The 13521-nt window shown below is 70.5% G+C and carries 11 protein-coding genes; 7 read left to right on the top strand and 4 right to left on the bottom strand.

What is annotated here, in order from left to right:
* The first annotated feature begins 11 nt into the window (after positions 1–11).
* The gene (locus tag ACZ44S_RS12355; RefSeq protein WP_466927600.1) at positions 12–2906 is read left to right on the top strand and encodes a vitamin B12-dependent ribonucleotide reductase; all 2895 of its coding nucleotides are present in this window, start codon (positions 12–14) and stop codon (positions 2904–2906) included.
* Between the two features lie 99 nt (positions 2907–3005).
* Here ACZ44S_RS12355 and ACZ44S_RS12360 read toward each other — a convergent pair whose 3' ends face one another.
* Positions 3006–3539, bottom strand: coding sequence for a TerD family protein (locus ACZ44S_RS12360; protein ID WP_466927601.1), 534 nt, complete (start codon positions 3537–3539; stop codon positions 3006–3008).
* Between the two features lie 157 nt (positions 3540–3696).
* Here ACZ44S_RS12360 and ACZ44S_RS12365 point away from each other — a divergent pair, with 157 nt between their 5' ends.
* The 3 genes from ACZ44S_RS12365 to ACZ44S_RS12375 all read left to right on the top strand — a co-directional run bounded on the left by ACZ44S_RS12365 (position 3697) and on the right by ACZ44S_RS12375 (position 6031).
* A complete protein-coding gene (locus ACZ44S_RS12365; protein WP_466927603.1) occupies positions 3697–4302 on the top strand; it encodes a YdbC family protein in 606 nt (201 codons plus the stop codon).
* 118 nt (positions 4303–4420) lie between these two features.
* Positions 4421–5080, top strand: a complete 660-nt coding sequence (locus ACZ44S_RS12370; protein WP_466927605.1) for a histidine phosphatase family protein — start codon at positions 4421–4423, stop codon at positions 5078–5080.
* A 30-nt stretch (positions 5081–5110) separates the two neighbouring features.
* A complete protein-coding gene (locus ACZ44S_RS12375; RefSeq protein ID WP_466927606.1) occupies positions 5111–6031 on the top strand; it encodes an ADP-ribosylglycohydrolase family protein in 921 nt (306 codons plus the stop codon).
* Positions 6032–6332: 301 nt separating this feature from the next.
* On the opposite strand, the gene ACZ44S_RS12380 is transcribed toward ACZ44S_RS12375, so the two are convergent.
* Positions 6333–7880, bottom strand: coding sequence for an MFS transporter (locus tag ACZ44S_RS12380; RefSeq protein ID WP_466927608.1), 1548 nt, complete (start codon positions 7878–7880; stop codon positions 6333–6335).
* A 187-nt stretch (positions 7881–8067) separates the two neighbouring features.
* Here ACZ44S_RS12380 and ACZ44S_RS12385 point away from each other — a divergent pair, with 187 nt between their 5' ends.
* From ACZ44S_RS12385 to ACZ44S_RS12395, 3 genes are all read left to right on the top strand, one after another.
* Positions 8068–8691, top strand: a complete 624-nt coding sequence (locus tag ACZ44S_RS12385; RefSeq protein ID WP_466927610.1) for a TetR/AcrR family transcriptional regulator — start codon at positions 8068–8070, stop codon at positions 8689–8691.
* A gap of 82 nt (positions 8692–8773) precedes the next feature.
* Positions 8774–9475: a ribonuclease HII gene (locus ACZ44S_RS12390; protein ID WP_190165060.1), complete on the top strand. Its 702-nt coding sequence runs from the start codon at positions 8774–8776 to the stop codon at positions 9473–9475.
* 68 nt (positions 9476–9543) lie between these two features.
* Positions 9544–10173 (top strand): hypothetical protein, encoded by a 630-nt coding sequence (locus ACZ44S_RS12395; protein WP_466927613.1) that lies wholly within the window; start codon positions 9544–9546, stop codon positions 10171–10173.
* A gap of 244 nt (positions 10174–10417) precedes the next feature.
* Here ACZ44S_RS12395 and ACZ44S_RS12400 read toward each other — a convergent pair whose 3' ends face one another.
* Positions 10418–11032 (bottom strand): hypothetical protein, encoded by a 615-nt coding sequence (locus ACZ44S_RS12400; protein WP_466927615.1) that lies wholly within the window; start codon positions 11030–11032, stop codon positions 10418–10420.
* Positions 11033–11245: 213 nt separating this feature from the next.
* Positions 11246–13411: a RecQ family ATP-dependent DNA helicase gene (locus ACZ44S_RS12405; RefSeq protein WP_466927616.1), complete on the bottom strand. Its 2166-nt coding sequence runs from the start codon at positions 13409–13411 to the stop codon at positions 11246–11248.
* Positions 13412–13521: the final 110 nt, after the last annotated feature.

Below are 13521 nucleotides of genomic sequence, written 5' to 3' on the forward strand. Positions count from 1 at the left end.
AGGGAGGCGGCATGACAGAGACGGCGAGCGGTCCGGCACGTAGTTCCCGAGCCAAGGCGAGCAAGGCCGGCAAGGGACTGCGCGTCGAGCGCATCCACACCACCCCGGGGGTCCACCCGTACGACGAGGTGGCCTGGGAGCGCCGTGACGTCGTCATGACCAACTGGCGCGACGGCTCGGTCAACTTCGAGCAGCGCGGCGTCGAGTTCCCCGACTTCTGGTCGGTGAATGCGGTCAACATCGTCACCAGCAAGTACTTCCGCGGTGCCGTGGGCACCCCGCAGCGCGAGACCGGCCTCAAGCAGCTGATCGACCGCATCGTGAAGACGTACCGGAAGGCCGGTGAGGACCACAAGTACTTCGCCTCGCCCGCCGACGCCGAGATCTTCGAGCACGAGCTGGCGTACGCCCTCCTGCACCAGATCTTCAGCTTCAACAGCCCCGTGTGGTTCAACGTGGGCACGCCCCAGCCGCAGCAGGTCTCCGCCTGCTTCATCCTGTCCGTCGACGACTCCATGGAGTCGATCCTCGACTGGTACAAGGAAGAGGGCATGATCTTCAAGGGCGGCTCCGGGGCCGGCCTGAACCTCTCCCGGATCCGCTCCTCCAAGGAGCTGCTCTCCTCCGGCGGCAACGCCTCCGGCCCGGTCTCTTTCATGCGCGGAGCCGACGCCTCCGCCGGAACCATCAAGTCCGGTGGGGCCACCCGCCGCGCCGCCAAGATGGTCGTCCTCGACGTGGACCACCCGGACATCGAGGACTTCGTCGAGACCAAGGTCAAGGAGGAGGAGAAGATCCGCGTCCTGCGCGACGCGGGCTTCGACATGGACCTGGGCGGCGACGACATCGCCTCCGTCCAGTACCAGAACGCCAACAACTCGGTCCGTGTGAACGACGAGTTCATGGAGGCGGTCGAGAAGGGCGGCACGTTCGGCCTGCGCGCCCGCATGACCGGCGAGGTCATCGAGGAGGTCGACGCCAAGGAGCTCTTCCGCAAGATCGCCGAGGCCGCGTGGGCCTGCGCGGACCCGGGCATCCAGTACGACGGCGTCATCAACAACTGGCACACCTGCCCCGAGTCCGGCCGGATCACCGCGTCGAACCCGTGCAGCGAGTACATGCACCTGGACAACACGTCCTGCAACCTGGCCTCGCTGAACCTGATGAAGTTCCTCAAGGACGACGGCCAGGGCCACCAGTCCTTCGAGACCGAGCGCTTCCAGAAGGTCGTCGAGCTGGTCATCACCGCGATGGACATCTCGATCTGCTTCGCGGACTTCCCGACCCAGAAGATCGGTGAGAACACCCGCGCCTTCCGCCAGCTCGGCATCGGCTACGCCAACCTCGGCGCCCTGCTGATGGCGACCGGTCACGCCTACGACTCCGACGGCGGCCGCGCCCTCGCCGGCGCGATCACCTCCCTGATGACGGGCACGGCGTACCGCCGCTCCGCCGAACTCGCCTCGATCGTCGGCCCGTACGACGGCTACGCCCGCAACGCCGACGCCCACAAGCGCGTCATGAAGCAGCACGCCGACGCCAACGGCATCGCCGTGCGCATGGACGACCTGGACACCCCGGTGTGGGCCGCCGCCACCGAGGCCTGGCAGGACGTGATCCGCCTCGGCGACAAGAACGGCTTCCGCAACTCCCAGGCCTCCGTACTCGCCCCGACCGGCACCATCGGTCTGGCGATGTCCTGCGACACCACCGGTGTCGAGCCCGACCTGGCGCTGGTGAAGTTCAAGAAGCTCGTCGGCGGCGGCTCGATGCAGATCGTCAACGGCACCGTCCCGCAGGCCCTGCGCCGCCTGGGCTACCAGGAGGAGCAGATCGAGGCGATCGTCGCCCACATCGCCGAGAACGGCAATGTGATCGACGCCCCCGGTCTCAAGCAGGAGCACTACGAGGTGTTCGACTGCGCCATGGGCGAGCGCGCCATCTCCCCGATGGGCCACGTGCGCATGATGGCCGCGATCCAGCCCTGGATCTCCGGCGCCATCTCCAAGACGGTCAACATGCCGGAGACGGCGACCGTCGAGGAGGTCGAGGAGATCTACTTCGAGGCGTGGAAGCTGGGCGTGAAGGCGCTCGCCATCTACCGCGACAACTGCAAGGTCGGCCAGCCGCTCTCCGCCAAGAAGAAGGAGGAGGAGAAGGCCGAGGTCACCGAGAAGGCCGAGGAGACGATCCGAGCCGCGGTCGAGAAGGTGGTCGAGTACCGCCCGGTCCGCAAGCGCCTCCCGAAGGGCCGTCCCGGCATCACCACCTCCTTCACCGTCGGCGGCGCCGAGGGCTACATGACCGCCAACTCCTACCCGGACGACGGTCTCGGCGAGGTCTTCCTGAAGATGTCCAAGCAGGGCTCCACCCTCGCGGGCATGATGGACGCCTTCTCCATCGCCGTCTCGGTGGGCCTCCAGTACGGCGTTCCGCTGGAGACGTACGTCTCGAAGTTCACCAACATGCGCTTCGAGCCGGCCGGTATGACGGACGACCCGGACGTGCGGATGGCGCAGTCGATCGTCGACTACATCTTCCGCCGTCTGGCGCTGGACTTCCTGCCCTTCGAGACGCGCTCCGCGCTCGGCATCCACTCCGCCGAGGAGCGTCAGCGCCACCTGGAGACCGGTTCGTACGAGCCGTCGGACGACGAGCTCGACGTCGAGGGCCTGGCCCAGTCGGCGCCGCGGGCCCAGGAGCTGAAGGCGGTCGCCACGCCGAAGGCCGAGGTCGAGGTGGCCAAGCCCGCCCCGCAGCAGGCCCACACCAGCGCGGAACTGGTCGAGATGCAGTTGGGCATCCAGGCCGACGCCCCGCTGTGCTTCTCCTGCGGTACGAAGATGCAGCGGGCCGGCTCCTGCTACATCTGCGAGGGCTGCGGCTCGACCAGCGGCTGCAGCTGACGGCAGCCGGTCGGTGGCCCGCACACGCGACCGGCCGGCAGTTCAGGGAAGGGGACCGGCCACCGGCCGGTCCCCTTCGCCGTTCGTGACGGCAGGCTGTCAGGCCCGGCGCGAGGCTCCCATCATGCGGGAGAAGTCCGCCGGGTCGCCGTCGAAGCCCTGGACGCCGGGCCGGAACTCCCAGGGGCCCGACCCGTCCCGGACGAACTCCGCGACCGTCGCCGCCATGGCCCCCAGCACACCGCCGAAGTCGTCCTCGGCCAGGACGGTGTAGCCCTCGCGGATGCGCAGACCCGGGTTCCCCACCCCGGAGAACGTCCGCCGTGCCTGGTGCTGCTGTACGACGACACCGACCACCACGCGCGCGTACCGCTGGTCCAGCCGGTCCAGCTCCAGCGTCATGACCTCGTCGTAGCCGAAGCCCTTGCCGTCCTTACTGTCCCGGTTCAGCGTGATGGTGCCGTCGGGGGAGCGACTGTCGAAGTGCACCACGTAGCCGGGATCGCCGTGCGGGTCGCTCGCCGGATAGGGAGCGGCGACCAGATCCAGGTCGGTCGAGGGCTCGCCCGACGGGCTCGGATCCCACCTCAGCGCGATCTCGACCTTGCGGATGCCCTTGTTGAGGCCGTTCACCAGTCTTCCCCTTCCGCGTGACCGTCCTGCCCGCACACCCCAACTGCCGGACTTTCCCAGCAGGTTGTCCATCCTGCCACGCGCCCGGTGTCGGACGCCGCCAAGCAGTCCCTCCGAGCGTGACCGACGCCACGCTCGCTGGCCTTACGATGGCGCGGTGCTGGTCAAGTGGATTCGCTGCACCGTGGTGGACCGCCGCGGGTTCGAGCGGGGGCAGCGGAAGTGGGCGGGGCTTCTGGGGGAGCCGGGGTTTCGCGGGCAGGGCGGGGGATGGAGCCGGGGGCGGTCGGATGTGGCGCACATTTTCTCCTTCTGGGAGAGTCGCGCCTTCTACGACTCCTTCATGGCGCGCTCCCACGACCGGCTCGCCTCGACTCAGTCGGGCACCTTCAAGGACGCCCAGGTCAGACTTTTCGACCACCGCTTCGACGTGAAGACCGGATTCGAACCCCGCTTCACCGACGCCGACCTGCTCAGGGTCGCCCTGTGCCGGGTCCACGAGGAGCGGGCGGAGCATTTCGTGCTGATGCAGGAGAAGGTCTGGAACCCGGCGATGGCCGGCTCGCCCGGCATGGTCCGGGGGCTCTTCGGCGAGGCGCCGGGCAACGAGTTCCTGGTGCTGTCCATGTGGCGCTCGGCCGCCGAGCACGGCAAGTACCGCACCGAGCGGGTGGAGCGGCTCGCCCTGCGGGCGCAGACGGAGGCGGACGTCGCGGCCCTGGCGGGGGACGTCGTCGACATGGAATCCGCCTGGACGGTCTGATGGCCGGGCCCGTGAGCGTGCACATCCGTGCGATGCGTGGTGCGGGATCTGTGTGACGTACGCCGTACGCGGACGGCACGAGTGCCCGTTCGGGGCTCACCCGATCTAGGGTCTTGGCATGGCACGACCACGGCGCATCGTCCTTGTCCGGCACGGCGAATCAACGGGCAATGTTGATGACTCCGTCTATGAGCGCGAACCCGACCACGCCCTCGCGCTGACCGAGCGGGGCAGACGGCAGGCCGCGGAGACGGGTGAGCGGCTGCGCAAGCTGTTCGGCGACGAGCGGGTCAGCGTCTACGTCTCCCCGTACCGCCGGACGCACCAGACGCTGAGCGCCTTCGAGCTCGACCCGGGGCTGATACGCGTGCGCGAGGAGCCCAGGCTGCGCGAGCAGGACTGGGGGAACTGGCAGGACCGCGAGGACGTGCGCCTGCAGAAGGCCTACCGGGACGCGTACGGCCACTTCTTCTACCGTTTCGCCCAGGGCGAGTCCGGTGCCGACGTGTACGACCGGGTCGGCGGCTTCCTGGAGAGCCTGTTCCGCAGCTTCGAGGCGCCCGACCATCCGCCGAACGTCCTCATCGTCACCCACGGTCTGGCCATGAGGCTGTTCTGCATGCGGTGGTTCCACTGGACCGTGGCGGAGTTCGAATCCCTGTCCAACCCGGGGAACGCCGAGATGCGCATGCTCGTTCTGGGGGAGACCGGCAAGTACACCCTCGACCGGCCGTTCGCACGCTGGCGGGAACCGGAACCGTACGGGATCACCGGATAGGCAGGGGGGCACCGATAGAGTGGCAGGGCGATGACCGCTGATTCCTCTCCCGTTTCCTCATCCGCCGGGCGCCTGGAGCGCGCCCTGGCCGCCCTGCGCGGACTGTCCGTGGGTGACGCGCTCGGCTCCCAGTTCTTCGTGCCGGTGAACTACCCGTTGCTCAAGCGACGCGAGCTGCCTCCAGGTCCGTGGCAGTGGACCGACGACACCGAGATGGCGTGCTCCGTCGTCGCCGTGCTCGCCGCACACCACCGGATCGACCAGGACGCCCTCGCCCGGTCCTTCGCCGTGCATCACGACTTCGACCGGGGTTACGGCCCGGCGGTCAACCGGCTGCTGCGGCTGGTCCGGGAGGGCGGTGACTGGCGCGAGCTGTCCGCCGCGCTCTTCAACGGCCAGGGGTCGTGGGGCAACGGCGCCGCCATGCGGATCGCCCCGCTGGGCGCCTGGTACGCGGACGACCCGGAACAGGCCACCCACCAGGCCGAGGTCTCCTCCTACCCCACGCATCAGCATCGTGAGGCCGTCGTCGGCGCCATGGCCGTCGCCGCGGCCGCCGCGTTCGCCGCGGCCCCGGACGGCCCGCCGGGTGCGGACAGCCTCCTCGACGGAGTGATCGCGCTGGTGCCCGCGAGAAGCGCGGTCGGCGCGGGTCTGCGCCGGGCCCGGGACATGCTCGACTACGGCGACGCGGCGACCGTCGCGGCCGTGCTCGGCTGCGGACGGCGTACGACGGCGCACGACACCGTGCCGTTCGCTCTCTGGTCGGCGGCCCGGGCCCTGGGTGACTACGAGCGGGCCTTCTGGACGACCGCGCAGGTGGGCGGTGACGTCGACACAACCTGTGCGATCGTGGGCGGCGTGGTCGCCGCTGGCAAGGCGGGCGCTCCGCCCGCCGAGTGGGTTGACCGGGTCGAGCCGCTGCCCGACTGGATGCCCACCTCGCTCTGAGACGGGCGCCGACCGGCGTTTCGGAACTCTCCGTACGGCCTGGGAACTGTCCGTGACCGGTCGTTCGTTGTCGGGACACTCCACTGTGTGAGGCGTGAGGCCTGACACATACGGGTGTCACCTGTCGGGCGCCGGAGGATCCAGGGAGAGGGGCGGTCGCGTGATCGTGCATGTGCGGCTCGCCGTGCTGCTCGTCCTGAGCGCCGTGGTGCTGCGGTTCGCGGGCAGGCCCGGCGTTCTCCGGCCGACTCCCGTGAGGTCGGCCGGAGCGCCACCGGGCCGCACCCGTGGCGTTGCCGGTTCAGCCCATGCCCGGTCCTGCCGTGCCCGACAGCGCCTCCAGGTCGCTCTTGCGGACCCGGATGACGAACCACGCGGTGGCCAGGGCGAGTACGGCCATCGCGGCAGCCGGGATGAAGGCGGTGGAGATGCCCTGGGCGAGCACCTCGTGTCCCCAGGGCGCCGGGAGCTGCTGGGTTTGGGCGAACTCCGCCTTCTGCTCCGCCGTCCCTTCGGCCAGGAAGCCCGGCACCTGCTTCTCCGCCTCGTCCCTGCTGGCCGTGCCGAACACCGTCGTCAGCAGGGCCAGGCCCACCGACCCGCCCACCTGCTGGGTGGCGTTGAGGAGCCCGGACGCCGCGCCGGCTTCGTGCTGGGCCACCCCGGAGACCGCGGTGAGGGTCAGCGTCACGAAGTTCAGGCCCATACCGAAGCCGAAGATCAGCATCGGGCCGAGGATGCCGCTGACGTAGGAGCTGTCGGAGCTGATCAGCGTCTGCCAGGCCAGCCCGGTCGCGGCGAGTGCCGAACCGATGAGCATGAACGGCTTGGGCCCGAAGACCGGGAGGAACCTCTGCGACAGCCCGGCGCCGAGCGCGATCACGACCGTCACCGGCAGGAAGGCGAGACCGGCCTCGATCGGGCTGTACCCGAGCACGTTCTGTACGAAGAGGACGATGTAGAAGAACATGCCGAACATGGCCGCGGCCAGGCTGAGCATGATCACATACGTGCCCGAGCGGTTGCGGTCCGCGAACATCCGCAGTGGGGTGATCGGTTCCCTGGCCCGGGACTCGATCAGGGCGAAGGCCACGAGGAGGATCACGGAGGCCGTGAACGAGCCGATGGTCACACTGTCCCGCCAGCCTTCCTCCGCCGCGCGGATGAAGCCGTAGACGAGGGAGGCCATACCGGCGGTCGAGGTCACGGCGCCCGCGATGTCGAAACGGCCGGTGTGCCGTTCGGACTCGTTGATGTACATCGGTGTGAGCACGGCGATCAGCAGGCCGATCGGCACATTGACGAAGAGCACCCACCGCCAGTCGAGCCACTCGGTGAGCATGCCGCCCGCGAGCAGGCCGATGGCGCCGCCGCCCGCGGAGACCGCGGCGAAGACACCGAAGGCACGGTTGCGCTCGGGTCCTTCCGGGAACGTGGTGGTGATGAGTGCCAGCGAGGTGGGCGAGGCGATCGCACCGCCCACTCCCTGCAGTACGCGTGCGGCCAGCAGTTGCCACGGCTCCTGGGCGAGCCCGCCCAGCAGCGAGGCGACGGTGAACAGCAGGATGCCGCTCATGAAGACGCGGCGTCGGCCGAGGATGTCGCCCGCGCGGCCGCCGAGGAGCAGCAGGCCGCCGAAGGTCAGGGTGTAGGCGCTGACCACCCAGGTGAGATCGGTGGTGCTGAATTGGAGAGCGTTCTGGATGTGCGGCAACGCGATGTTCACAATCGTCGCGTCGAGTACCACCATGAGTTGGCAGGCCGCGATGACGGTGAGCGCGATGCCGGGATGCCCGTCCCGGCGTGCCGCACCTGGCTTCTGGTCCTGAATCAACGGAGAGGTTGTCACTATGGGTCCCCCACGAGTGCGTCAGTGAACGCTCGCGTTCACTGCTGCGCCAACGGTAGGAGTCCTCGACAGTGAACGCAAGCGTTCACTCAATGCGTCGCCGCTCGGTGTGTCCCCCTCAGTCGCCGTGCGGCAGGTGCTTCATCCCCGGAATGCCCGCTTCCTCTGCTCGTTGGAGAGAGTTCAGATGGTTACTTCGAGCTGGGCGGCCGCCCACGCTCAGACGCCGGCCCCCCGCCGCCGCGGCGCCGTGCTGGAACGCGCGATCCTCGACGCCGCCCTGGAGCAGCTCAGCACGGTCGGCTGGAGCGGTCTGACGATGGAGGGCGTCGCCGCGGGCGCCCAGACCGGGAAGGCCGCCGTCTACCGGCGCTGGCCGTCCAAGGAAGACCTCGTCGCGGACGCCCTGCGCTCCGGGCTGCCGGAATTCGGCTCGGCGCCGGACCTCGGCGGCGTGCGCGACGACCTGCTGCACCTGTGCCTGCAGGCGCGCGACGGGATGTTCTCCCGGTCAGGGCTCGCCCTGCGTTCGGTGATTCACGAATGCGACACCCTTCAGGCCGAGCGCTTCCACGCGGTGATCTTCGAGGGGGTCGTGGAACCGACGCTCAAGATGCTGCGCGAGGTGATCGAGCGCGGAATCGAGCGGGGAGAGGTGCGCCCCGACGCGGCGAACAGCTATGTCTTCGACGCCATCCCGGCGATGATGATGTACCGCTCCAAGATGTGCGGCAGTGAATGGACGGACGTCGATCTGACGGAAATGATCGACCAGTTGATGGTCCCGCTGCTGCGGCGGAGCGGCCCCTGAGCCGGGCTCGGACCGGACGCCGGTGCCGCTGTGGGAACCGGGGTGTCGCGGGCGGTTCCGGGCGGCGTACGCTTAGGGCGCCATGCCGTACGAACCGCCTACTCACACCGTCGAGCGCTCACTCCGCGCCACGACCGGAGCGAAGATCGTTGCAGGTGTCGACGAGGTGGGGCGCGGCGCGTGGGCCGGCCCCGTCACCGTCTGCGCGGCGGTCACCGGACTGCGTCGGCCCCCCGAGGGACTGACCGACTCCAAGCTCCTCACCGTCAAGCGGCGCACCGAACTCGCCGAGACGCTGCGGACCTGGGTCACGTCCTACGCCCTGGGGCACGCGTCCCCCGAGGAGATCGACGACCTGGGGATGACCGCCGCCCTCCGGCTGGCGGCGGTGCGCGCACTGGACGCGCTCCCGGTGCGGCCCGACGCGGTGATCCTGGACGGCAAGCACAACTACCTCGGCACGCCCTGGCAGGTCCGCACGGTCATCAAGGGTGACCAGTCGTGCGTGGCGGTCTCGGCGGCCTCGGTGATCGCCAAGGTTCAGCGCGACAAAATGATGGCCGAACTGGGCATCGACCATGCAGACTTCGGTTTTGCGGACAACGCCGGGTATCCGTCGCCCGTGCACAAGGCCGCACTGGAGGTCCGGGGGCCCACTCCGCACCACCGGTTGTCGTGGGCGTATCTTGATGCGCTGCCCCAGTGGCGGCACCTCAAGAAGGTCCGCAGCTGGACGGACGGGCGCGTTCCGGAGATCGAGGGTCAGCTCGGCTTCGACTTCTGACGGACCGGCCCGTACTCATGTGCCACCCGGCGGCGCGTGTCGTACCAACGTTTGATAAAAATCAGCTCATGCCTCTCATTCCCGAGGAGCCTCAGATTCACGAGAGTGCCCAGGGTCCCCGCGCCACGCCGGCCAGCGGCCGCACCGCGCCGACCCCCCGCCCCGTACCCGGTCCCCGCCCCGCGGCTCCGTCGCGTCCCGGTCGTCCCGGCCCGCCGCGGCCCGCGCCGCCGGTGCAGCGTGCGCCGCGCGATGCGGCTCCCGCGGCCGAGCCCGCTCCGGCGGCCCGGCCCGCACCCGCTGCGGCCACCCCGCAGATCCAGTTGATCCCGGCCTCGGCCCAAGGGGCGCTCGACGCCGCCGAGGAGGCCGTGGACCTGCTGCTGGACTCGGGCCGCGCCCCCGGCGACGTGCTGGTGATCACCACTGGTGAGCCGCACCCGTGGGCCACCCACGAACTGTCCTTCGGCGAAGCCTCCTACTGGGCCCAGCACGACGCCGGTGACGATGTCTTCTACACGGACGCCCAAGTGGCGAACCGTGCCGGAGCGCGGCCTGTCGTGGTGGTCGCCGTCAACGGCGGCCCGGAGTCCGCAGCCGCCTCCGCGCTGTCCGTGGCTCACACCCGGGCCGGCGCCCTGCTGATCGTCTGCGGAGACCCGGAACGGATCAATTCGGTGCTGGGCGCGGCTGTCTGAGCCGGCGCCACGGCGTCGGCCGGGCCGTCGGGGAAGCGTACGCCGCGGTCACCGCGTCGCCCGCGTGTACGGAACCGGACGGGCCGATGCGCGGCCGCGTGTGCCGCCTCGGTCCCCGCCGGGTCCGGACACCGTGCATCGGCGCTGTGCCGAGGCGCCGCGCGGAGGTACCGTGCGTTTCCGTGCCCAGGCCCGTCGGCGGCGCGGTCCGGGTGGTCCGGCAGTCGGAATGCTCCCCGCTGGGTCAGCGTGCCGCCGCGCGGCGGAGCACTTCCGACGCGGCACCGCCGGTGCGCGGGATCCGCGGCGGTGCCTCGGACATGGCGAACGGCTCCGGCGCCGAGCCGGCGCTGGGATGACGCCCGCCGCGCCCCTCGCCCAGGACCTGCCAGCCGTCCCGGGTCAGCGTGATGTACGCCCCGCACCGCAGCCCGTGCAGGGTGCAGGCGTCCCGCAGCCCCCACATCCAGGCGCCGTCCTCCTCCGTCCAACGGGCGTCGCCGTCACGGCAGTAGAGCAGCACGGCGGTGCGCACGGGGACGCGGCGCCGCAGGTCGTGCGGAATGACCCGGCGCAACTGGGCCAGCAGCACGTTGCGGAACATCCAGCCGTCCGCGGAGGCGGCACGGCGGGTGAACGACGCGCTCGCGCGCAGACGTTCGTCCGGATCGAGCACGGCGACGACCGCGGTCGCCGGACCGGGAGCATGCCGGGCGTGCAGCCCGCTGACGACCTCGCGTGGACTGCGCAGCAGCGGGATTCCCGCGGCGGCCCACTCCGCGGGCTCGAGCACACGGGTGGCGGAAGCGGCGGACGTCGACAGCGATGCCGCCGAGGACGGAGCGAATCCGAAGGTCACGGTCCTCCCTTCGGCTACGCCCGGACTGCGGGCGGGGTCGGATTCGGGGGAGCGCGCACGCAACAGAGCCCTACCTGATCGGCGGGCGAGCCGTGCGGGTGCGGACTTCAATTCTTCCTGTCGAACTTGGATGCGGCAACGAGCAATTGGGGCAGCGGACCGGTATCGGGTGTTCCATGGCTAATATCCCCACCCATCGAGTGGGACGAACCGTCAGCCCTGTACGGCCAGCACCAGTGGCAGCACGCCCTGTGCACCGGACCGCTGCAGCAGACGCGCCGCGACCGCGAGAGTCCAGCCCGTCTCCGTGAAGTCGTCCACGAGCAGGACCGGGCCCTGCGCCTGCGCGAGCGCGGCGGCGAGGTCGGCGGGCACCGTGAGCGCTCCGTCGAGCGCCTTGAGGCGTTGGGCGCTGTTGCTCCGGGAGGCGGGGTGCGCCTCGGCCGTGTACGCCAGCGAGCCGAGCAGTGGCAGTCGGCCGACCTCCGCGATCCGCGCTCCCAGCGAATGGATCAGCCGGGGCCGGGTGCGGGAGGCGAGGGTGACCACTCCCACCGGCCGGGCCCGGGCATCCGCCGCCCCCGGAGCCCACCCGCCGGGGCCCTTGGCCCAGTCGGCCAGCACACCCACCACGGCCTTGGCGACATCGTCCGGCACCGGCCCGTCCGGCGCCTGCGGGGCGAACATCGGACGCAGCCGGTTGCCCCAGCCGATGTCCGACAGACGCCCCAGCGCCCTGCCCTGCGCGGCCTGCTCCCCTGCCGGGATACGGCCCTTGAGGTCCATGCCGATCGCGGGGAGACCGGTGGGCCACATCCGCCGGGGCTCCACCTCCACGCCCGCCCGGCCGAGATCCTCGCGGGCCGCCTCGAGCGCGGTCGCGGAGGCCTCGGCGGTGTACCGCGCGCCCGCGCAGTTGTCGCAGCGGCCGCAGGGCTTGGCGCCCTCGTCGTCCAACTGGCGCTGCAGGAACTCCATCCGGCAGTCCGTGCTCGCCGCGTACTCGCGCATCGCCTGCTGCTCGGCCTTGCGCTGGCGCGCCACCCACGCGTAACGCTCGGCGTCGTACGTCCACGGCCGGCCCGTCGCGATCCAGCCGCCCTTGACCCGCTTCACCGCCCCGTCCACGTCGAGGACCTTGAGCATGGTCTCGAGCCGGGATCGGCGCAGCTCCACCAGCGGCTCGAGGGCAGGCAGCGACATGGGCCGGTCCGCGTGCGCCAGGACGTCCAGGGTGCGGCGCACCAGGTCCTCGGAGGGGAAGGCGAGCGACGCGAAGTACTCCCAGATCGCCTCGTCCTCCTTCCCCGGCAGAAGCAGCACCTCGGCGTGCCGGACACCGCGGCCGGCGCGGCCGACCTGCTGGTAGTAGGAGATGGGGGAGGACGGGGAGCCGAGGTGCACCACGAAGCCCAGATCGGGCTTGTCGAAACCCATACCGAGAGCGGAGGTGGCGACCAGGGCCTTCACCTTGTTGGCGAGCAGGTCCTCCTCGGCCTGCTGCCGTTCGGCGTTCTCCGTCCTGCCCGTGTACGAGGCGACGGTGTGACCGCGCTGCCGCAGGAAGGCGGTGACCTCCTCCGCGGCGGCCACGGTCAGTGTGTAGACGATCCCCGAGCCCGGGAGCTCGTCCAGGTGGTCGGCGAGCCAGGCCATCCGGTGCGCGGCGTCGGGCAGGCGCAGCACACTCAGGCTCAGGCTCTCCCGGTCCAGCGGGCCGCGCAGCACCAGAGCGTCCGACGAGCCTCCCGTGCCGAGCTGCTCCGCGACGTCTGCGGTGACGCGGGCGTTGGCGGTGGCGGTGGTGGCGAGGACCGGTACGCCGTCCGGCAGGTCGGTGAGCATGGTGCGCAGCCGCCGGTAGTCCGGGCGGAAGTCGTGCCCCCAGTCGGAGATGCAGTGCGCCTCGTCGACCACGAGCAGCCCGGTCGCGGCGGAGAGCCTGGGCAGGACCTGGTCACGGAAGTCCGGGTTGTTCAGCCGCTCCGGACTCACCAGCAGCACGTCCACGTCACCGGCGGCGATCTCGTCCTGGACGGCGTCCCATTCCTCGCTGTTGGAGGAATTGATCGTCCGGGCGTGGATTCCGGCTCTGGCCGCCGACTCCACCTGGTTGCGCATCAGGGCGAGGAGCGGGGAGACGATCACCGTGGGGCCGCTGCCCTGCGCCCGCAGCAGTGCCGTGGCGACGAAGTAGACGGCGGATTTGCCCCAGCCCGTGCGCTGGACGACCAGCGCACGGCGCTTGTCGGCGACGAGCGCCTCGATCGCGCGCCACTGGTCCTCGCGCAGCCGGGCCTCGCCCGAGACGTCCCCGACGAGACGGGCGAGGACCGCGTCGGCGGCCGTCCGGAGATCCGTGTTGCTCGTGTGCTCCATGGGTCCCATACAACAGGACGGCGCCGACATCCGGTCGGCCGAGCCGTGGACGCGGGCGGGGTGCACGCGCCGCCGCAAGGGCGGGTGGCATGTCCCTGATCCGACTTGTC

The sequence above is a fragment of the Streptomyces malachitofuscus genome (assembly GCF_055571035.1).

Bases quoted from the DNA above. Each gene is read 5' to 3' on its own strand.
- ACZ44S_RS12355 (WP_466927600.1), top strand. From the start codon at position 12: ATGACAGAGACGGCGAGCGGTCCGGCACGTAGTTCCCGAGCCAAGGCG.
- ACZ44S_RS12370 (WP_466927605.1), top strand. From the start codon at position 4,421: ATGGCACGACCACGGCGCATCGTCCTTGTCCGGCACGGCGAATCAACG.
- ACZ44S_RS12375 (WP_466927606.1), top strand. From the start codon at position 5,111: ATGACCGCTGATTCCTCTCCCGTTTCCTCATCCGCCGGGCGCCTGGAG.
- ACZ44S_RS12385 (WP_466927610.1), top strand. From the start codon at position 8,068: ATGGTTACTTCGAGCTGGGCGGCCGCCCACGCTCAGACGCCGGCCCCC.
- ACZ44S_RS12390 (WP_190165060.1), top strand. From the start codon at position 8,774: ATGCCGTACGAACCGCCTACTCACACCGTCGAGCGCTCACTCCGCGCC.
- ACZ44S_RS12395 (WP_466927613.1), top strand. From the start codon at position 9,544: ATGCCTCTCATTCCCGAGGAGCCTCAGATTCACGAGAGTGCCCAGGGT.
- ACZ44S_RS12405 (WP_466927616.1), bottom strand. From the start codon at position 13,411: ATGGAGCACACGAGCAACACGGATCTCCGGACGGCCGCCGACGCGGTC.